Genomic DNA, 19,809 nt, shown 5'->3' on the forward strand with positions numbered 1-19,809 from the left:
GGCGTCATGGTGTCGGAGGAGATCGCTGTAGACGAATGTCGATGCTAACGCGTTGAAGCACTGCAGAACAAGACGGGCCGCGCAGCCCGCATGCCGAGTTGCTACAGTCGATTCAACACTCGACAATGGATGCCCGATGTTCAAGCTGTTGCTCGTGCTGTTAGTGATCGAAGGCGTTCTGCAGATCGCCTGGAACCGGCTGTATTTCAGATGGGGACTGCCCGTGTTCAAACGGCGGATTCCGGTGACCAGCGCCCAGCTGGCCTGTTTTTCATTAGCGCAAGTCGAAAACGCGGTTGAGCAAACGCGCTGGCCAGACCTCAGGTTCCATCCGCTGTCCGAGCATGCCTACGCATTTCGTGAAACGTTTCTGGTGTTCGTCGGTCCTGTGTACCCGCTGGTGATGCGAGGGCACATCGCGATCGACCGCAGGCGACGTGAAATCGTCATTACCGGCTTCTGCAACTGGGCCGTGCTGTACATGATCGCCGTTATTCTTGTTCCAGCGCTGGCGATCAAACCGGGCGCTGCATTGATGTTCCTTGGACTTCTCGCACTCGTCTATCTTTTACAACGCAGCCGATTCGGCAATGTGGAAGCGGCGGTACAGAGGCTATTGAGCACCAACACGACTCCACTCATTCCGCGAAAACGCAAATCGCTCACCTAACGCTTCGCAAAAGACACAGACCCGCCTGCTGCCCCTGCAGTCGCCAAGCCAGACATCAATCGATCACACACAACGGTTTTTCCCCAGGCCGCAGCGTCAGCACACGCACGCCGGTACGCGTCACCGCCACGGTGTGCTCGAACTGCGCCGACAACTTGCCGTCGCGCGTATGCACCGGCCATTGATCCGGCTCGGCGCGAATCGCCGCCCTGCCCTGATTGATCATCGGCTCGATGGTGAACACCATGCCTTCCTGCAGCTCCATCCCGGTGCCGGCGTGGCCGTAATGCAGAATCTGCGGGTCTTCATGCATCTCACGCCCGATGCCGTGCCCGCAATATTCCTTCACCACGCTATAGCCGTGCTCGCGCGCATGCCGCGCAATTGCATGGCCGATGTCGCCTAATCGCGCACCAGGGCGCACCGCCGCGATCCCTTTCCACATCGCCTGATACGTCGTTTGCACCAACCGACGCGCCGGGTACGCCACCTCGCCAACAAGGTACGTGGTGCTGGAATCGGCAATGAACCCGTTTTTCTCCAGCGTGATATCCAGGTTGACGATCTGTCCATTGCGCAGCACATCATCGGCCGATGGCACACCGTGGCAGACCACATCGTCGATCGAGGCGTTGAGCACGAATGGAAAATCGTACTGGCCCTTGCTGGCCGGTCGCGCATCCAACTCATCGACAATCATCCGCTCGACAAAGTCGTTGAGTTCCAGCGTGCTGCGGCCTTCGAGCGGCAGCTGATCCAGCGCATGAAACACCTGCGCCAGCAGCTGACCGGAGGCAGCCATCAAGGCAACTTCGTCCGGCGACTTGATCATGCCCGTGCTGGCTTCAAGGCCTGCGGCCGCACCCCCGCCGCACGCAGCTCCTGCGCCACGATCTGCTGAAACGACGCCTCCGGATTCATCTCGCACAACATGCCGACCTTGATCCAGAAATTGGCCTGCGCATTGATCGAGCGGCTGGTCACCGTGCACGCGCGGCGCAACTGATCGTGAAGCTCGTCGTCGATGTTGACGATGCCCATGACTACTCCGAAAGTAACGATATACGAATCATATACGAAACATATATTGCCGCACAATTTCAGTTCTCTCGAAGATGAAATGCGCGACCGATCGCCCCACCGACTTTTCTTTCACGCAACTGAATCGGCATTCATAACGCCAACAGTTGGATGCAACCAATTTGTCACATAGGCGCACTCACACGGGAAGGTTCCCCGGCCGCCAAAGACAAACCATCCATGCCCCACGCAAACCCCTGTTTTCCGCAACTCCCGATCAGCAGGAAAGATTGATGAGCTCCGCACAGCGCATTGATGCGCTCACCGGAATTCGCGGACTGGCCGCCCTGCTGGTGGTCTATTCGCATCTTGCGGAAGACGGATTCTTCTCGCGTAGCCATCTGTATCCGGGCGAAGTGGGCGTCATGGTGTTCTTCACCCTGAGCGGATTCCTGATGGCCTTTCTCTACGGCCACAAGCAATTCGACTACTCTTCCGTGGTGCGCTACGGCATCTCGCGTTTTTCGCGGATCGCTCCGGCCTATCTGTTTGTCGTGATCGGCTCCTATCTGATCTACAACCTGATCGATCCATCGTTCGTCTACGCGATCACCCATCAGAACCTGCTGCGTCACCTGCTGTTCTCCGGCAACGTGTCCGCGCTGTGGAGCATTCCGCCAGAGGTGCAGTTCTACGCGGTCTTCGTGGGCCTGTGGTTCGCACTGTGGAAATTCAGAAACCAAGGCAACGCCTCCGTGCTTGCAATCGTGCTGACCGCGATTTTTCTGCTGATCTCCTACCGCGACCAACTACCCGGCACCTTTGTCGGCTCCAAGATGCAGTACTTCTTCTCGGGCGTGCTGTTCGGGTTGTTCCGCAATCAAGCCTGGTCCGACAAGGGCATGCGCACGCTTGCGTTGCTGCAAGGCCTGACGCTGATCGTTATCGGCCTGGTCATCGCACGCATCCTGCCGGTGGAATTCGGCAGCAAGCGCGAGTTCTACAACTATCTGGAAGGTGCGTTGTTTTCGGGCATCTTCGTTTTCATGTTCTCCTTCGATACACCGCTGAGCAAGCTGCTGTTCGGCCACCGGCCCATCATGATGTGTGGCGAATTCAGCTTTTCGATGTATCTGCTGAACATTCCGGTGATCTATGTCGCCATGAAATTACTGGGCGACCACGCGCATACCCCGGCCATGGCCGCGCTGATCACCTTGGTGGTTTTCTTGCTGGCATGGCTGATGTATCGCGTCATCGAGCTGCCCGGTAACACGCTGTTGCGACGCATTGGAACCAGGCTTTTCGAATCGCGTCCGTTTGTGGCTCCTGCGCGTACCGAAGCGACCGATACCATCAAATAACCTACCGCTTTGTTTGAAGTAGCCGTGCGTTGGGAGCGTCGTGGCCGAGGCTCTTCCCGACGTTCTCGCATCGCGTACTCGCAACGATGAATGCATCAGGCGATGGCGAAACGCTCGTCCGCTGCGGTGCCCTGGAAGCGATCCCGGTAGTCGCCCGGGGCTACGCCCAAGACACGCAGGAAGGTGCGACGCAGTGTCTGTTCGTCCGATAAACCGGTCAGCGCCGCAATGCGCTTGATCGGCGCGTTTCCGGATTCCAGCAGGCGGCGCGCCGCTTCCACGCGTAGCGTTTCCACCGCCTTGGCTGGGGTGACACCGCATGTGCTGCGGTAGACGCGTGCGAACGTGCGCGGCGACATCTTCATGCGGCCGGCAAGCGTTTCCACCCGCAGATCCTCATGCAGGTTGGCGGCCATCCACCCGTGCAGTTCCGCAAAATCGCCGCCCGCGCTGGTCTGCGCCGACAACGGTGCGCTGAACTGCGACTGCCCACCCGAGCGCTTGACGAACACCACCAGCTGACGTGCCACATCGATCGCAAGCCGGTGGCCATGATCGTCCTCGATCAGCGCAAGCGTCAGGTCGATGCCTGCCGTGACGCCGGCCGATGACCACACATGTCCATCGCGCACGAAGATCTTGTCGGCATCCACACGTATGTCGGGGTGCAGGTTGGAGAGCCGGTCCGCCCAACCCCAATGGGTCGCTGCGCGTCGACCATCCAGGTGCCCTGCGGCGGCAAGCAAAAACGCACCGGTGCAGATCGAGCAAAGCCTGCGAACGCTGGCGCCGCGCGCGGCCACCCACTCAACCAATCCAGGCGAGACGGCGTAAACCGCGCCGCGGCATCCACCTGGCGCCATCAGCGTATCGATGGCGAAATCGTCCAGCGAGGCAATCGCCACCGACATCACCTGCAGACCGGAGCTGGTCGTCACCAGGCCACCGCTCTCGGACGCGACGGTGATCTGGTAGCGCGAACTGCCCCCAGCCAGGGGCGCGCATTGATTTGCGGTGTGCAGTGCCTGCACTGGCCCGGTGAGGTCAAGGACATTCATGTCTTCGTGCGCAAGCAGCACAACGTGACGCGAAGGAGATGAGTCGGACATGGAGGCCTTGCGCGTTCAGCGCGGATAGTCGGGATATTCAAATGCCAGCGCAACGCCCTTGGCAGTTGCTCGACCATAGCGTTGCATGATGCCATCGAGCGCACCATTCAAAGCTGGCACCGGCATCGGGTCGGCCGGGGCGACGAGTGGGACTGTGCTGCCCCGCTCGCGCTGTCGGTCGGGCACGATGACAAGTCCATGCCGCGTGACAAAGGATGCGCCAGTGGTAGAGATGACGGACGCGCGGCTTCTCCCAGTGGTGGAGTACGCATCCACGGTCAGCGCAAGTGTCGCCTCATCCATCCCGGGTGCGCCCAGCACATCGATCTGCTCGCCACTGTGCAGCCATCGGTTGGTATACAGCACCTGTGCCAGCGGCCACGCGGTTGTGCCAAGGCGGGGACGGAATGCATCAGTGTCGTGCTGCGGCGACCAATCCTTCGCACCGAGTGTCGATGCCAGTTCCTGCGCCTTCGCCTGCCCGCTGATGGCCTCAACCAACGCGATCGATGCCGGAATCGCGGCGCTCACGCCCGCGGTAGAGATCCACGTTCCGTCCGCGACATAACGCCGATTCGGCGTCCAGCGGATGGCGGGAAACGTCTCGGCGCGGCTGGCGCTGGTCGACCAATGCGCCGTGGCGCGGCGACCATCGAACACGCCCATCTGTGCGGCGATGAGTGCCCCGTTGCAGATGGTGACGATGGTCGCGCCGTGCGCAGATTGCTGTTTCAACCATGCAAGCAGTCGCGGTTCGGAAGCCTGAGCGGCCACGATGACGTAGTCGGCGCCTTCGGGCTGCGCGGCATCGAACTGGGCCACGGTTGTGTCTGTCGCGATCTTGAAGCCGGGGCTGCCAAGGTCGGTGAAAGTTGCCAGTGGCCCCTCATCGAGGGTGACAGCGACGACGTCCATGGTGCCGGCACGCGAGAGAATCGCGAAGGGCACCAGAAAGTCACTGACTTCCACACCGGCATTGTTTGCCACCACCGCAATCACCGGGCGGGCACGTGCCGTGCGAGCACGGTAGGGCGGCAACGTCGCCTGTGCCGTTGCAGCGATATCCGGGGCGCCGCGCGCAGGCAGTGCAGACCGCGCCGCCGGCTCGGCACACCCGGCAAGGATCATGCACGCAGCCCAGGCAGCGCGACGGATAACGCGTTGAAACATCAGGGGGGCCATGGCGATGCCGCAGAGGAGATATCCGCTGATTCTTCGGCCACAACCTGCTGTCGGCAATGTCGCTGACCCGTCATTTACTGCCACGGCTAACAGGCTAATGGCCGACGACTGGCGCGCGTGTGCCCGCAGCAAACCCGTGACTTCGAGCGCGCCATGCAATGCAAAATCCAACCGCCAGCAACAAGGCCATGGCCGCCGGAAAGGTCTGCGCGCCCCATTGGTCCAGCAGCACGCCGCCGACCACACCACCACCGGCGATGACACTGTTCCAGGCAACGACATTGAGCGACAGCGCAACATCGGCCCCTTCTCCTGCGCTATCGGCAAGTGCAGTCTGCAGCAGCGTCGCCGCTCCACCGAATGTCAGACCCCACACCGCCACACACCCGTAAACGACGGGCTGCATGTCCTGCAGTAGCGCCAGCACCACAGAGAGTGCGAAGAACGTCGCCAGCGAGATCAATACGGTGCGACGCAAATGATGCTCCACCAGCTTTGCTGCCACGCCGATACCAACTAGTGCGGCTGCGCCGAAGACCAACAGCAGCACGTCCACACGATGGCCCAGCCCCGCGTGTGCGGCAAATGGCGCCACATAGGTGTAGAGGATGTTATGGGCCAACATCCACGCCATCACGGTGGCGAGCACGGGACGCACGCCAGGAGTGCCAAGCACCTTGCGCAGCGGCACACGCTGCGCTGCCGATTGGCCGGGATAATCGGGCACCTTTACCAGCACCCAGACGATCAGCACGACCGTCAGCACCGACATCGCGGCAAATGCGCTCCGCCAGCCCAGCATGCCGCCCATCCAGGTGCCCAGCGGCACGCCCAGGGAGAGCGCAATCGGTGTGCCCACCATCGCAATCGCCATGGCCCTGCCCTGCTGTTCCGGCTGCACCATGCGCCGGGCGTAACCGGCCAGCAGGCTCCAAGCCAGGCCTGCGGCTGCGCCAGCAAACAAACGCGCCACCAAGGTCAGGCTGTAGTTGGTTGAGAGTGCAGTGATGGAGTTGAACACCAGGAAGCCGACAATGGTGAGCAGCAGCACGTTACGTCGCCTCCACTGCTGGGTCGCGATAGTCAGCGGGATTGCAGCCACCACCGAACCCAACGCATAAGCGGTCACCGTCTGCCCAGCCAGGGCGGGAGTAATGCCAAGGCCTGCGGACATATGCGGCAACAATCCTGCAGGAAGGGTTTCGGTCACGATGCAGATGAAACCGGTCATCGCCAGCGCCAACAGGGCGGCGATGGGTAACGGCGCGGGGATCGCACTGGCCGTTGATGTGTTTGGGGAGATCACATGCTGTCCTTGGTTGAGATAAGTTTCGGGTCAGATCCCGCCGATCCGTATCGATCGGTACATATATAAGTCAAAAAGAAACAGGCCATCTACCGAACAGCCTGTCCGTGCCTGCTATCGAAAGCAAAATATATGTATCGTTCGGTATGTATATTACGAAGCGGCCATGTTGTCAACGATATATGTATCGACTAGTCTGTATGTAGGTATCGGAGAGTGCAATGGCACAGATGGGAAGGCCACGCAGCTTCGACCGCGACACCGCGGTTGAGCAGGCGCTTCACCTGTTCTGGGAACAGGGCTACGAATCCACCTCGTTGAGCCAACTCAAGGCGGCGATTGGCGGCGGCATCACCGCGCCCAGCTTCTACGCAGCGTTCGGCTCCAAGGAGGCACTCTTCAAGGAATGCATGGAACGCTACCTGGCGAGCTACGCGAAGGTGACCCACTGCTTGTGGGACACCTCGCTCGGTCCAAAGCAGGCGGTGGAGCTTGCACTGCGCCGCTCAGCCAAGATGCAATGCGAGCGCGGCCACCCAAAGGGCTGCATGGTCACGTTGGGAGTGATGAGTGCACCATCACCGGAACTCTCTGCGCTCTGCACCCCCCTGACGCGCTCGCGTGCCCGCACACGCGCCGGCATCCGCGCCTGCGTGGAACGCGCCATCGTCAACGGAGAACTCGGGCCGGATGCCGACCCCGCTGCACTCACATGCGTGTTCGACAGCTTCCTGCTTGGGCTATCCACACTCGCCAGGGACGGCATGAGCTTCAAGGCGATGGATGCTGCCATTACGCAGCTCATGGGGTTCTGGGACGCCCAGACCCACTAGGCAGCACTTCAACCCGTGCGCCGCATAACGCCGGGATGGCGTTCGCGCGGGATGACAGAGCTAGATTCATTTGAGAGCCCGCTTGCCTCGCTGCGCCTGGCTCTCAAGGTCAACTTTCGCAGTGAATGACTCAAGCCGCCGGACCTGGTTACAGGTATCGATGGTAGCGGCAGCGCGCATTGCGTGACTTTTTAGTCGAAAGTGCCGATAGCGGAAAGCCGCACCAACTCGTCCACCACGTAGCGCACCTTCGGGCGCAAGTGGCGCGTGCGCGGCCAGAGCGCGAAGATTTCGATGCAATGGGCCGTGCACTCTTCCAGGACGAGCTGCAGCCTGCCCGACTGGACGTGCGGGCGCACCAGCGAGATCGGCATTTGGCAGATGCCCAGACCTGCGAGCGCAGCATCGATGACAGCGTCCCCGTCATTCAACTGGTGCGTTCCCTGGGGCACAAAAAAATCGCCGGCGGTCACCTCATCGCCAAACCTCCAGCCGACAGGCTGGCCGTTGCGGAAGCCGACGATGCTGCGATGCGCCTGCAGCTCCTTGATCGTGCGAGGCGTTCCGTGTGCAGCGAGATACGCGGGTGATGCACATAACACCAGCCGCTGGCGTCCCAGTTTGCGCGCAACCAGGCCACCCGAACTCTCAAGTCCGCCAAACCGAATCGTCAGGTCGATGCCTTCCTGGGCCGGGTCGATCAGATGGTCGTTGAAGGAGAGCGTGTAGTGGAGATCGGGGTGCGCTGCGCCGATGCGAAGCAGGATCGGCAACATGACGTGGCGGCCGAAGGACGACGGCATGTCCACACGCAGCCGGCCGGTGGGTAGTGACGACTGAGAGGCCAGGCTGGCTTCTGCGCCGGCGATCTCTTCCAACGCAGCAGCGCATGTCGCGAAATAGGATTCACCATCAGCAGTGAGCGCGATGCGTCGCGTGGTGCGGTGGAACAGGCGCACGCGCAGCCGTGCCTCCAGGCGGGCGATCGCTTTGCCTACCGCCGAGCGCGAGATCCCCAGGGACTCGGCCGCCTCGGTGAACGTCCTGGAACGTGCCGCGGTGACGAAGGTGACCAGCCCGTTGAGTGTCTCGACAGGAAGCATCGGAAGTCCTTTGGAAAATTGGTGTCCCCAATGGCTCCGCCCTCGTGCATACGGCGGGCACAACGATGGCCGAGATCGTCTCCAGCGTGCAGCGCGTCACTGACATCATGGGTGAGATCTCCGCAGCCTCGCAGGAACAGTCGGCCGGCATCGAGCAGGTCAACATCACCGTGACGCAGATGGATGAAACCACCCAGCAGAACGCGGCCCTCGTGGAAGAAGCCACTGCCGCCGCACGCTCGATGGAAGAGCAGGCCGTCTGACCTCCTCCCTATAACTTAGACCAGCTAGACCTAGAAAATTCGGCGACACTCAGGCCCAAGGAGGCCCGTCGCCATGAAGAAGTCGAAGTTCACCGAAGAGCAGATCGCGTTCGCCCTGAAGCAGTCCGAGACCGGCACGACGGTCGAGGAGATCTGCCGCAAGATGGGCATCAGCCAGGCCACGTTCTATGCGTGGCGCAAGAAGTTTGGCGGGCTCGGTGTGGCCGAACTGCGCCGGCTACGCCAGCTTGAGGATGAGAACCGCAAGCTCAAGCAGCTAGTGGCCGATCTGAGCCTGGACAAGGTGATGTTGCAGGACGTGCTGTCAAAAAAGTTCTGAGGCCCACGCAGCGCAAGACGCTCGTGGGCCGTCTGGTCGACCGGTATCGCGTCGGGGTTCGCCGCGCTTGCGGGGTCGTCAAGCAGAGCCGTTCGGCGTGGTATTACCAACCTCGGGACAATGATGATGCACCACTACTTCGACGGATCGAAGAGATCGCTGCGGTGCGGGTTCGCTATGGTTTCTGGCGGATCTTCGTGTTGCTGCGCCGGGAAGGCTGGAAGGCCAACCACAAGCGTGTGTATCGACTGTACTGCCAAGCTGGCCTCAACCTGCGGCGCAAACGACCTCGCCGCCGCAAGGCGGCGGCCCACCGCCTGGAGCGCACGGTGCTGACGGGTCCTAATCAAGTGTGGAGCATGGATTTCGTGGCTGATGCGTTATTCGACGGACGTCGCTTCCGGGCCTTGACCGTTGTGGACAACTTCACCAAGGAAAGTCTGGCCATCGAAGTGGGTCAGCAACTCAAGGGCGAAGACGTGGTGGCCGTGATGGAACGACTGCGACACGAACGCAAGCTACCGCAGCGCCTCCAGACCGACAATGGCAGCGAGTTCGTCTCGATGGTGATGGATCGCTGGGCCTACGACAACGCGGTGACCATGGATTATTCCCGGCCCGGCAAACCGACCGACAACCCCTTTATCGAGTCGTTCAATGGCAGCTTCCGGGATGAGTGCCTCAACACGCACTGGTTCCTGTCGCTCGACGACGCCCGTGAGAAGATCGAAAACTGGAGGGTCGATTACAATCATTTCCGGACGCACTCATCGATCGGCGATGTCCCGCCGGCCGAGTTCGCCGCCCGATTCACTTCCCCACTCAAAGCCGAATTTTCCAGTTCTGCGAGGGCCTAACGCGGGGAGGAGGTCACGTCCAGCTCACGGAGGCCGTTGCGGTGTTCAAGATCGATGGAGCAAGCACACGCAACATGCGCCCCTCCGCGGTGACCGCACCGAAGCCGAGCGTTATCCACGCCAAGGCACCTACACAATTCAAGGCACCAACTCGCCTAGCTGCGGCACCAAAGCCGCTGGCAGCTGTTGCATCCATGGATGGTGCTAACTGGCAGGAGTTCTAAGCCACGTTATCAAGAGGGCCCGGGTAACCGGGCCTCTCGTTGATGCCTGCTGGCCTAAAGCACGACATGTTACTTGCCACCTCTGTCGTAACGATGGGCTCGCGATGACAAGATGGGAGCCTTGAACGAGCGAGAGCAGTGCATGGGATTGCATCTGCTGCTGCATGTTTGAGGGGGGAACGACCGTCCTAGCGTTCGCTGCAGGCATGGTCAACGTGTCGACTCCTCGTAATTCAATGCCAGCTAAAACTAGAGGTCTGCGGTTGATGTTGATCACGGAGCTCGGCGGGCGTTAGCCCGCCCAGGCTGTCGTGCGGTATCTGTTGGTTGTAGTCGGCCAGTCAGTGTTTGGTCTGTTCGTGGACCTCGCTCAGCGTGCGCAAGAAATGCATGTCCAGCACGCCGCGCCTGTAGCTGCCGTTGAAGCGTTCGATGAAATCGTTTTGCATCGGCCGTCCCGGCTCAATGAAATCTAATGCGATGCCTTTGCGCTCGGCCCACTCGGCCAAAGCTAATGCGACAAACTCCGGGCCATTGTCCAAGCGAAGTTTGACGGGATAGCCGCGCCAGGCTGCGATTTTAGATTAGCGATCAATAGTTAAACCGACTAATTTCCTCATCCGCTTGGCTTCGACCTGTTGTAGCGGCTGGGTCTATGGGGAAATTAATCCAAGCGTGCGCTCCCCGATAGAACAGCGTATTTGGGTGGGTGTATTAGCTTACATCGATGCCAGCGGCGTTGCTCGCTAGCCGCTGCATTCTCCCCAGTACGGACTTCATTGCTCGCGAGCTATCTTTTCGATCCAAGCCTTTACAGACGCGGTGTCAGCGATATTTCCTTTGTACTCGATCTCAGGCTGCTGAGGCACGTTGTCGTTGCGCTGTCGGCCGTCACGTGTCACATAGGGGACCGCAATAACGCCGTTACTGCTGGGTAGGTCAGCTTCGACTGGAGAACCTGTCCGCGTATCAACAAACGTTTCAAGGCCAACCTGTTTGACCCCAGGGAAGTTCTTCAGCTCATCTACAAACGCAATACACGCACTTCCGCAGTCGTAGTCAGTCAGGACGAAGACCTTTGCCCTGACAGGGTTGGCGGGTATGCGTCTGGGCTTCGGAACCTTGTTAGCGTTCACCGGCTCTTTGATTACTGTCTCTCCCCGTGCCACTGCGGCGGCGTATAGGCTGTTGTCGGCGTCATAGGGTGTGCCGTCTTTCGGCCCCTCTGCCGGGGCGCTGGGGTCGGCTTGTCCCTGTGGTGCTGCTGCGTCGCGCTGATGCTCCTTGCTGACTCGGAGGACAGCAGAAATCTTCAATCGTTCACGGGCATAGTAATTTGCAGACTCTCTGCCATAGAGCGCACGCAATACACCCATAAACCATTCGTAAGGCCCGCCAGTGTTTCCGCGGACATCAAGCACAATGATTGACTTATCACGCAGTGACGGGGCCACCTTGTAGAGCGCCTCAAACTGATCTGACTCCTTCCGGTCTCGTGGAGAGAAATTTCCGAGCCGCACCCATGCGCCGTCGTTACCGAACGGTTCGACAGTGACGCTTCTTCCCAGCTGAGGGACCAACTGTGACCGGATTTTCGCGAGCTCGGTGGTGGGGATGATATGCCACTGCAAATCAACGCTGCGGCCGTCGACGATGCAGCTGCGGGGCCTGGCTATGAAGGGACTCGCTGAATCCCGAAAGAGGTTCAGTGCCACACGTGCATGCGTGGACTCCAGGCCTGGAATCATGTTTTGGTAGGGCGCCACGCGCTTTGACCATTCGGCCATAGGCAGTCCGTCGCATTCCGTGATCTCAGCTCCGTTGGCTATTGCACCTTCCGATCCAGCAACAAGGAAACGGCGTCCCTGATAGACCGCGAGAAAGCCCGGCCATTGGTAGAACACAGGTGTCAGCTCAATAGAGACGTAAGCATGCGCATCGTTGAACGTTGAAAAAAGGTGAGCCATCGTTTGTCGATAGCCCTCAAAATTCTTGACCTGCTGTAGGTCCGCATCGGCTTGTTTGCGGGCTTTCGACAGAGTGGCCTCAAACCCTGAAGGATCTGGGTACACGGCCATGATGGATTGGTCCCGAAACCACTGCAGCGAGAAGTCGACATCTTTGTCCGCCATGGCAGCCCATCCCTGATAAGTAGTGCTCGACTGTGGGGCCTGTTGCGCGCTAGCAGGGGAAAGCATCTCGGACCAGAGCACCAACGCGGCGCAGAAGGCAGGGAGTACGCGGCTCGAAGACGGGCGGTGCTTTGGAACGGATGCCATTAGATGAGAGCCTTGATAGATCAGGTAGGTCAAGCAGGATCCATGCCAAGCTCTTCCGCGACAGATGTTATCCCTACTGACTGCACGGTGTCCGCGGACGTCCGAGGGGTGTCCGCCTGTCCGCAAGTAGACACGCCACAAGATTTCCGCATGCTTATTGAGGAAAGTCTCGCGCCTTTTGCAGCCGGCCGGGTCAGGCCAGCTGCATGAAGGCATTAGTCAGCGTAATCCTCCGGTGACCAGGATCTCTTCACCGGTCACGAATCGGGCATCGTCAGATGCAAGGAACGTCACCACGCTTGCGATGTCTTCCGGCTGGCCTGCACGTCCAAGGGGCGTCTGCGCCACGATGCCACTTGCCATTTCCGAACCGACGATGCCGGCAGTTGTCGTTCCTTCGGTGATTACAAATCCTGGGCTGACGACGTTGACGCGGATCTTGCGGGGGGCAAGTTCCTTGGCTAATACGCCAGAAATTGCGTTAACGGCTGCCTTGCTAGCGGTGTACAGCGATGTACCTGGCGATCGCAAGGTGGTGATCGAAGAGGAGATGTTGACGATGCTACCTTCGTTTCGAAGATGCTTGATGGCCGCCTGTGTGGTCATGATCATGCCCAAAACATTGACATCGAACAGGCGACGGTACTGATCCTCTGTGACGTGCTCTACCGCTCCCACATCCCAGACCCCGGTGTTGTTTACCAGGATGTCGAGACGCCCGAACTGCGTCACCGCAGATTCAATAAGTGCCTGTGCTTCGACGGCGATGGAGATGTCCGCCCGGACTGCAAGCGCCTTGCCGCCTGCTGCGGAGATAGCGTCAACCACGGCATCTGCTCCCGCCTTGCTCGACGCGTAGTTGACCACTACTGATGCGCCTTCTGCCGCCAACGCCTTTGCGATGCCTGCGCCGATCCCCTTTGAGGACCCCGTCACCACTGCCACCCTACCTGCCAGCTTCTTCATGTTGCTATCCTCGATTGCTACTTTTGACATCGACATTGACCAGAGCTGCAGAACGCGCACCCTAGTCCCATAGTTCGGATATTATGAACTATGGTCACCGAGGTCAAGCGTTGCAGAAAATCACCATGAGACCGTTACTTCATCCTTCTATCGAAGACGTCCGACCCGCCGCGATTCTCCATGCGCTGTCGGACCCCAACCGTGCGGCGATCCTTGCCAAGATCCTCACTGCCGGCCATGTCGAGGCGTGTGCTTCTGTCGCCGAGCTGGGCGATCGCGTGATTCCGAAATCATCGCTGTCGAATCATTTCAAGATCTTGCGCGAGGCTGGACTGATCCGCAGCGAGCGTCACGGTGTTGAGATGCGGAACCATTCGAGATTTCCAGAAATCAACGCCCGCTTCCCAGGGCTGGTAGCAGCGATCATCAACGCCTATGCATCGGACAACGCAGATGGCGCGCCTAACTTGAAATCGTAGGTCAAGATCCTGCGATGGGTGAACCAGCCGCCGGTCAGCGACCGCAAGCGGCGGCTTGTACGCATCCTGGAGCGGAGCGATATCAGCCTAGCCAGTTCATGCATTCACTATCAGTCTCACTCCTACACGCGGCCTCACCAGCCCCGGAGAAGCTAGCGATCTGCAGCGCTTCAGTGAGCAGCTGCAACTGATATCAAGCATTGAACAACAACACGGCGGGCGCAGTCTTTTAAACGCTCCCTAACCCCGATAAACATAGATGTGTCCACTTCAAGTGCGAGCGTTCGTCGCGCTCGTTGCGGACAAGATTGGCATGCATCGCGCCATCGCTCCGGACGCAGGTCTGTGACTGCGGCTCGGCCCACTCTGCCACGCAGGACAGCACCGGCATAAGAAGGTTATTCAGTGTGCCGAACGAAATTCATCTCAAACGTGGGCTTCCTGGTCGGCACGTTCTAGCCGAGGCCATTATTTCAACGCCAGGCGATAACTGCTTAAGACGAATCGAGCTCGCTAGTAAAAGTCGCATGCCAAATCATTAGTCAATCATTATCCCATATGCATTCACGTACTTTTTTACGAAGCTCTCGTGTAGCAGTGACGATTCTAAATTTTATTGCGCTTCCAAAAATCTTCAAACATTCGCTTCGCGGTCTCAATTTGCGTTACTAGGCAACAATATGATCAACGAAGATGTACGTTAGCCAGCTCATTAGTCGCCGGTCCGCTCCCCATGTCTGACCCATCCGCGCCCGATCATCTACAGCGCAGTCTTTCCAACCGCCACTTGCAGCTAATCGCCATTGGCGGGGCAATCGGCACCGGCTTGTTTATGGGTTCGGGCAAGACGATCAGCTTGGCTGGCCCTTCAATCCTGTTCGTCTACCTGATCATCGGCGCGATGCTGTTCTTCGTTATGCGTGCCATGGGCGAGCTACTGTTGTCCAACCTCGAATATAAGTCGTTCATCGACTTTTCCACAGATTTGCTTGGCCCATGGGCGGGCTTCTTCTGTGGATGGACCTATTGGTTCTGCTGGATCATCACCGCCATTGCGGATGTCATCGCGATCGCTGCCTACGCACAGTTCTGGTTTCCGGGCCTAGCGCCGTGGATTCCAGCGGTGATGTGTGTATTACTCTTGCTTGCGTTGAACCTGGTGACAGTGAAGCTCTTCGGCGAGCTAGAGTTCTGGTTCGCACTAATCAAGATTATCGCCATCTGCGTATTGATCATTACTGGCGCGGGGCTGGTGATGTGGGGGTTCCGTTCGCCTTCCGGCAACCTGGCATCGCTGTCCAATCTGTGGAATGACGGCGGCATGTTCCCAATGGGAATTGGCGGGTTCTTCGCTGGATTCCAGATCGCAGTGTTCGCCTTTGTCGGCATCGAGCTGGTCGGCACCACTGCTGCAGAAACCGCCGACCCGCATCGCAACCTGCCTAAAGCGATCAATTCAATTCCTGTGCGCATCCTGATTTTCTATGTGCTTGCCCTGATCGCCATCATGGCCGTGACGCCATGGCGGCAGGTAGTGGCCGGCAAAAGTCCGTTCGTGGAGCTGTTCGTACTTGCCGGAATACCAGCGGCGGCAAGTCTGATTAATTTCGTAGTGCTCACCTCGGCCACCTCGTCGGCTAACAGCGGTCTCTTTTCGACCAGTCGCATGCTTTACGGCCTTGCCGAAGAGCAAAATGCACCAAAGGGATTTGCGAAGCTCTCTCGTGCAGCAGTGCCAGCACGCGGCTTGCTGTTCTCCTGCGTTTGCTTGTTGTTGGGCGCGATGCTGGTGTACCTAATCCCCAACCTAGTCACCGCCTTTACTCTGGTCACGACATTGTCGGCGGTGCTCTTCATGTTCGTGTGGTCGTTGATTCTGTGCGCTTACATCGCCTATAGGCGCAAGCGCCCGGAGCTGCACGCAGGGTCAGCTTTCAAGATGCCCGGCGGTGTGCTGATGTGCTACGTATGCCTCGCGTTCTTCGCCTTTGTCATTGTCTTGCTGACCTTACAGACCGACACACGCCAGGCGCTGTTGGCCAGCCCGATGTGGTTCCTGATACTGGCCGTCAGTTATCTAGCCAAGTCGCGCAGCGCAAGCGAAAAGAAATTATCGATCCATCAATAAACGCAAGTATTCATGCCAAGGAGAGAGCACGCCTGCCGATTACCAGAAATTGCACTCATTGGGTTTGCAGAAGCCGCATTTGCATAAAATGCCTTTAGTGGCTCCGCGCTTAACAAGCGCGGAGCTTTTATTTTCTCGTTAAATTCCCAATGTATGTCTTGAATGCTATGGCATTCGGCGACCTAGTGACTCCCTCAGCGTCATAAGGAAAATTAATTTTCCGGCACTTTCCCCACACAAAGGAACAATGGCTTTCGATTTATTGCAAGCACAGCCATGTCAAATAGGACTAATCAGACTTATTGAGGATGAATCATTAAGTCCTGCGGATCGATGGCGTCCAGCCATTCAGCAGTTCGGGCGTCTTGCGGGCCTGAACTACGCTTCCGTGTAGAGTATTTCGCACCCTGCAATAATTTACTAATGTTTTTTTATAACTTTAGGTATAAGCCGAACATCGCGTCTACCTCTCCGAGGCAATCACTGTGCGACACATCCTGCAAGCTGCCATCACGTTGACTTTGATCAGTACTTCCCTGCCTTCCTCGGCTCAAGGGGATGCTGCTGCCCAACGCAGATCAAGCTCGCCGGTGAGCACAGTTACGACCCAGTTACCCCGCACCGCTAAGCCCACGCATTACGCGGTAGAGATAACGCCGCATGCCGATGCACTCACCTTTGATGGCAAGGTGACCATTGACGTCGTCGTGCTGCAACCCACTGACAGCATCACGCTACATGCGGCCAAGCTCACCTTTGTCAACGCCACGCTCACCCAGCGCAAGCGTGACACGCCGCAGCCAGCCAAGGTCACCGCCGATGAGGAGGAACAGACTGCCAGCTTCACCTTTAGAAAGCCGCTGGCGCCGGGTAAATACGTCCTATCCATCGCCTATCGCGGGGTGATCAACACGCAATCCAACGGACTATTTGCTGCTGATTACACGACGCCGCAGGGCCCACGGCGCGCGTTGCTCACCCAGTTCGAGGCAGCCAATGCGCGCAACTTCGTTCCCTCCTGGGACGAGCCCAACTTCAAGGCTACATTTGATCTGGCGGTTAATGTACCGGCTACTCAGATGGCGGTCAGTAACCTGCCGGTGGCTACCTCTACCGCGATGCCCGACGGGTTGAAGCGCGTGGTGTTCCAGCGCACACCCGCCATGTCCACGTATCTGCTGTTCCTGGGTGTTGGCGACTTCGAGCGCGCCACAGTGACGGCTGAGAATGGCACCGAGATCAGCGTGGTGGCTCAGGCCGGCAAGCTGGATCAGGCAAAGTTTGCGCTGGAGTCGTCGCGCAACATTCTGCATGAATACAATGCCTATTTCGGCGAACCTTACCCGTTGCCAAAGCTGGACAACATTGCCGCACCGGCACGCTACAACGCAGCTATGGAGAACTGGGGCGCCATTCTCAGTGCCGAAGCTTATCTGCTGCTGGATCCGGCAGTGGCTGGCATTGACGACAAGCAACGTGCCTTCGGCGTGGCCGCGCATGAAATCGCGCATCAGTGGTTTGGCAACCTAGTCACCATGGCATGGTGGGATGACCTGTGGCTCAACGAGGGCTTTGCCAACTGGATGGGAGCGCGTACGACGCAGAAGCTGCACCCGGAGTGGGACAGCAACAACATGCTTCCAGCTCTGCGCAGCCGCAGTGCTATGCAGGGCGACGCATCTGCCACCACTCACCCGGTGGTGCAGCACGTGACCACGGTGGAGCAAGCCGATCAGGCGTTCGACCAGATCACCTACAACAAGGGTGAAGCGATCATTGCGATGCTTGAAGATTACCTTGGTGCCGAGCAATGGCGCGATGGTGTCCGGCGCTACATCCGCCAGCATCGCTACGGCAACACCACCACCGATGACCTCTGGCAGCAATTCGATGCCGTAGCGCCAGGCAAGCAATTCACTCAGGTGGCGCACGACTTCACCCTGCAACCGGGCGTGCCCTTGATCAAGGTGCGCACCACCTGCACTGTGGGCAGCACCACGGTTGATCTGGAGCAGGGCGAGTACACGCTGGATCGCCCGAACAAGACGCCGCTGCGCTGGCGCGTACCGGTGGCTGTACGCGGTGCCAGTGGCACGCTCACGCGGGTGCTGGTGGACGGCACCGCGCAACTACAATTGCCTGGGTGCGGTGGGCCTGTTGTGGTCAATGCCGGGCAAAACGGCTACTTCCGCGCGCTTTATGCGCCCGCTGATTTCAAGGTGCTGCGCACAGGTTTCTCCACATTGCCGGTCGTGGACCAGATGGGCGCACTGATGGACACCAATGCGCTGGCCACCAACGCCCTGCAACCGGAGGCCGACCTGCTCGATCTCACCACCAGCGTGGCAGCCACGGCACCGCCAGACGTGTGGCAGGTGGTGGCCGAGCTGTTCGACGGAATCGACACGGTATTCGATGGCGCGCCCAAAGAGCAGGCCGCATGGCGTAGCTATGCGGCGTCGCGGTTGACGCCAGCTTTTGGCAACCTGGGCTGGGACAGCCGCGTCAACGAGCGCAGCCAGGTGAAGGTCGCGCGCGCGCAATTGCTCAGCGCGCTGGGCGCCATGGGCGAGCCTGCCATCGTCGCAGAAGCGCGGCGCCGCTTTGTCGCGTTTGAATCCGATCCCGATGCATTGCCGCCTGATCTGCGTAAGAGCGTGCTGGACATCGTGTCCCGCCATGCCGACGCCGCCACATGGGATCGTCTACACGTTCTGGCCAAGGCGCAGACCAGCAACACGCTGCGTACGCAGTACTACGTACTGCTTGCGAATACGCAAGATGCTGCGCTGGCACAACGTGCACTTGACCTAGGCATGACCAGCGAGCCTGGCGGCAACATCGGCATGCGCATGATTTCGCAGGTGGCACGCCAGCACCCGGACCTGGCGTTTGACTTCGCGGTCGCGCATCGCGAACAAGTAGACACACTGATCGGTGCCACCTCCCGCAGCGGCTTCTACCCGCGCCTGGTTGCCACCTCGGCCAACCGGCAGACCGCCGACAAGGTCAAGGTGTACGCAGACCACTATCTTGAGCCAGACGCACGCAGCAATGCAGAAAAAGCCATCGCCGCCATTCAAACGCGCGCCACGCTGCGAGAGCGACGGGTCCCGGAAATTGAAGCTTGGTTGAGAGGGCGTAAGGAGTGAGTGCATTTACAGACGCATCTTTCTGTTGCTACGCGTCCCCATGTCCTCAGTCCACGTCGAGTGGGGCTGAGGCTGGTTGATGGACGAAAGAGCGATCCAGCGCTTCACCCTATTTGTTTACTTAAGGATAGCCAGGCAATCAGTGTGCTACGGGTGTGTTGAAGAGCTACTAGAGCGATCGGCTATGTGGTGAGGAAAAACAAGCGTCTAGATCCGTGCTGACTCACGGGTTAAACGCATTTTAAACACAAAAATGGAAGATCTTAAACATTTCTCCTGATCTAGATACCCAGCTCTTCTGTCTCAGCACTTGCAAGCAGCAACAATGCGCTACTGTCATAACCTGTTGCGATCTTCCGGCGAGACATTCCATACTTACCCGCCACGTACACTTCCCCCTTAACATTCAGTTAAAATCATCTGAAGAAAAAATATCTATTCAATGCAAATGACGAGCAATCCACCTTAGCGACAACGCACAATCAGTCCGAAAACTGGATATCGATAGCGTGTATTGCTGTTTTTAGTGCAGCT

At 58.9% G+C, this 19,809-nt stretch carries 15 protein-coding genes and 2 pseudogenes; 8 read left to right on the forward strand and 9 right to left on the reverse strand.

The genetic code is table 11. The features are described from left to right. Nucleotides 1-136: 136 nt before the first annotated feature. Nucleotides 137-670, forward strand: a complete 534-nt coding sequence (locus AC1PLU_RS20060; protein WP_481107062.1) for a hypothetical protein — start codon at nucleotides 137-139, stop codon at nucleotides 668-670. 55 nt (nucleotides 671-725) lie between these two features. On the opposite strand, the gene map is transcribed toward AC1PLU_RS20060, so the two are convergent. Continuing rightward, nucleotides 726-1,502, reverse strand: a complete 777-nt coding sequence (map, locus tag AC1PLU_RS20065) for a type I methionyl aminopeptidase (RefSeq protein WP_481107063.1) — start codon at nucleotides 1,500-1,502, stop codon at nucleotides 726-728. Continuing rightward, nucleotides 1,499-1,711: a ParD-like family protein gene (locus AC1PLU_RS20070; RefSeq protein WP_023905360.1), complete on the reverse strand. Its 213-nt coding sequence runs from the start codon at nucleotides 1,709-1,711 to the stop codon at nucleotides 1,499-1,501. The genes map and AC1PLU_RS20070 overlap by 4 nt, the downstream gene beginning before the upstream one ends. Nucleotides 1,712-1,983: 272 nt before the next feature. Here AC1PLU_RS20070 and AC1PLU_RS20075 point away from each other — a divergent pair, with 272 nt between their 5' ends. Further along, nucleotides 1,984-3,054 (forward strand): acyltransferase family protein, encoded by a 1,071-nt coding sequence (locus AC1PLU_RS20075; protein ID WP_481107064.1) that lies wholly within the window; start codon nucleotides 1,984-1,986, stop codon nucleotides 3,052-3,054. A gap of 95 nt (nucleotides 3,055-3,149) precedes the next feature. On the opposite strand, the gene AC1PLU_RS20080 is transcribed toward AC1PLU_RS20075, so the two are convergent. From AC1PLU_RS20080 to AC1PLU_RS20090, 3 genes are all read right to left on the reverse strand, one after another. Further along, a complete protein-coding gene (locus AC1PLU_RS20080) occupies nucleotides 3,150-4,163 on the reverse strand; it encodes a GlxA family transcriptional regulator (protein ID WP_481107065.1) in 1,014 nt (337 codons plus the stop codon). 15 nt (nucleotides 4,164-4,178) lie between these two features. Further along, the gene (locus AC1PLU_RS20085) at nucleotides 4,179-5,291 is read right to left on the reverse strand and encodes a DJ-1/PfpI family protein (protein ID WP_481107066.1); all 1,113 of its coding nucleotides are present in this window, start codon (nucleotides 5,289-5,291) and stop codon (nucleotides 4,179-4,181) included. A 148-nt stretch (nucleotides 5,292-5,439) separates the two neighbouring features. After that, complete coding sequence (locus AC1PLU_RS20090; RefSeq protein ID WP_430544177.1) at nucleotides 5,440-6,576, reverse strand: MFS transporter; 1,137 nt, start codon at nucleotides 6,574-6,576, stop codon at nucleotides 5,440-5,442. Between the two features lie 296 nt (nucleotides 6,577-6,872). Between AC1PLU_RS20090 and AC1PLU_RS20095 the strand changes: the two genes are divergently transcribed. Beyond that, a complete protein-coding gene (locus tag AC1PLU_RS20095) occupies nucleotides 6,873-7,484 on the forward strand; it encodes a TetR/AcrR family transcriptional regulator (RefSeq protein ID WP_481107067.1) in 612 nt (203 codons plus the stop codon). A 191-nt stretch (nucleotides 7,485-7,675) separates the two neighbouring features. Here the strand turns inward: AC1PLU_RS20095 and AC1PLU_RS20100 are convergent, their stop codons facing one another. Then, nucleotides 7,676-8,587, reverse strand: a complete 912-nt coding sequence (locus AC1PLU_RS20100) for a LysR family transcriptional regulator (protein WP_481107068.1) — start codon at nucleotides 8,585-8,587, stop codon at nucleotides 7,676-7,678. A gap of 23 nt (nucleotides 8,588-8,610) precedes the next feature. On the opposite strand from AC1PLU_RS20100, the pseudogene AC1PLU_RS20105 reads away from it, so the two are divergent. Together AC1PLU_RS20105 and AC1PLU_RS20110 are read left to right on the forward strand one after the other, a co-directional pair. Continuing rightward, nucleotides 8,611-8,844: pseudogene (locus tag AC1PLU_RS20105) on the forward strand (methyl-accepting chemotaxis protein); the annotation flags it as partial. Between the two features lie 79 nt (nucleotides 8,845-8,923). Then, nucleotides 8,924-10,047 (forward strand): IS3 family transposase gene (locus tag AC1PLU_RS20110; protein ID WP_481107069.1). Its coding sequence is split into 2 segments (ribosomal slippage): nucleotides 8,924-9,185 and nucleotides 9,185-10,047, totalling 1,125 coding nucleotides; the frame shifts between segments, so codons are not numbered across the junction. A gap of 457 nt (nucleotides 10,048-10,504) precedes the next feature. Here the strand turns inward: AC1PLU_RS20110 and AC1PLU_RS20115 are convergent. From AC1PLU_RS20115 to AC1PLU_RS20125, 3 genes and pseudogenes are all read right to left on the reverse strand, one after another. Then, a pseudogene (locus tag AC1PLU_RS20115) lies at nucleotides 10,505-10,852 on the reverse strand (integrase core domain-containing protein); the annotation flags it as partial. A 195-nt stretch (nucleotides 10,853-11,047) separates the two neighbouring features. After that, entirely contained in the window at nucleotides 11,048-12,583 is a 1,536-nt protein-coding gene (locus tag AC1PLU_RS20120; protein WP_481107070.1) for a S41 family peptidase, read from the reverse strand. A gap of 186 nt (nucleotides 12,584-12,769) precedes the next feature. After that, complete coding sequence (locus AC1PLU_RS20125; protein WP_039522454.1) at nucleotides 12,770-13,516, reverse strand: glucose 1-dehydrogenase; 747 nt, start codon at nucleotides 13,514-13,516, stop codon at nucleotides 12,770-12,772. A gap of 83 nt (nucleotides 13,517-13,599) precedes the next feature. Between AC1PLU_RS20125 and AC1PLU_RS20130 the strand changes: the two genes are divergently transcribed. The 3 genes from AC1PLU_RS20130 to AC1PLU_RS20140 all read left to right on the forward strand — a co-directional run bounded on the left by AC1PLU_RS20130 (nucleotide 13,600) and on the right by AC1PLU_RS20140 (nucleotide 19,275). Next, the gene (locus AC1PLU_RS20130; RefSeq protein WP_481107071.1) at nucleotides 13,600-13,995 is read left to right on the forward strand and encodes an ArsR/SmtB family transcription factor; all 396 of its coding nucleotides are present in this window, start codon (nucleotides 13,600-13,602) and stop codon (nucleotides 13,993-13,995) included. A gap of 733 nt (nucleotides 13,996-14,728) precedes the next feature. Then, nucleotides 14,729-16,123: a D-serine/D-alanine/glycine transporter gene (gene cycA / locus AC1PLU_RS20135; protein WP_039518603.1), complete on the forward strand. Its 1,395-nt coding sequence runs from the start codon at nucleotides 14,729-14,731 to the stop codon at nucleotides 16,121-16,123. A gap of 485 nt (nucleotides 16,124-16,608) precedes the next feature. Then, nucleotides 16,609-19,275: a M1 family metallopeptidase gene (locus AC1PLU_RS20140; RefSeq protein WP_481107072.1), complete on the forward strand. Its 2,667-nt coding sequence runs from the start codon at nucleotides 16,609-16,611 to the stop codon at nucleotides 19,273-19,275. The last annotated feature ends 534 nt before the right edge of the window (nucleotides 19,276-19,809 follow it).

This window comes from Xanthomonas sp. NCPPB 2933, from assembly GCF_056725225.1.

Bases quoted from the DNA above. Each gene is read 5' to 3' on its own strand.
- AC1PLU_RS20060 (WP_481107062.1), top strand. From the start codon at position 137: ATGTTCAAGCTGTTGCTCGTGCTGTTAGTGATCGAAGGCGTTCTGCAG.
- map (WP_481107063.1), bottom strand. From the start codon at position 1,502: ATGATCAAGTCGCCGGACGAAGTTGCCTTGATGGCTGCCTCCGGTCAG.
- AC1PLU_RS20070 (WP_023905360.1), bottom strand. From the start codon at position 1,711: ATGGGCATCGTCAACATCGACGACGAGCTTCACGATCAGTTGCGCCGC.
- AC1PLU_RS20075 (WP_481107064.1), top strand. From the start codon at position 1,984: ATGAGCTCCGCACAGCGCATTGATGCGCTCACCGGAATTCGCGGACTG.
- AC1PLU_RS20080 (WP_481107065.1), bottom strand. From the start codon at position 4,163: ATGTCCGACTCATCTCCTTCGCGTCACGTTGTGCTGCTTGCGCACGAA.
- AC1PLU_RS20085 (WP_481107066.1), bottom strand. From the start codon at position 5,291: ATGATCCTTGCCGGGTGTGCCGAGCCGGCGGCGCGGTCTGCACTGCCT.
- AC1PLU_RS20090 (WP_430544177.1), bottom strand. From the start codon at position 6,576: ATGACCGGTTTCATCTGCATCGTGACCGAAACCCTTCCTGCAGGATTG.
- AC1PLU_RS20095 (WP_481107067.1), top strand. From the start codon at position 6,873: ATGGCACAGATGGGAAGGCCACGCAGCTTCGACCGCGACACCGCGGTT.
- AC1PLU_RS20100 (WP_481107068.1), bottom strand. From the start codon at position 8,587: ATGCTTCCTGTCGAGACACTCAACGGGCTGGTCACCTTCGTCACCGCG.
- AC1PLU_RS20125 (WP_039522454.1), bottom strand. From the start codon at position 13,516: ATGAAGAAGCTGGCAGGTAGGGTGGCAGTGGTGACGGGGTCCTCAAAG.
- AC1PLU_RS20130 (WP_481107071.1), top strand. From the start codon at position 13,600: ATGAACTATGGTCACCGAGGTCAAGCGTTGCAGAAAATCACCATGAGA.
- cycA (WP_039518603.1), top strand. From the start codon at position 14,729: ATGTCTGACCCATCCGCGCCCGATCATCTACAGCGCAGTCTTTCCAAC.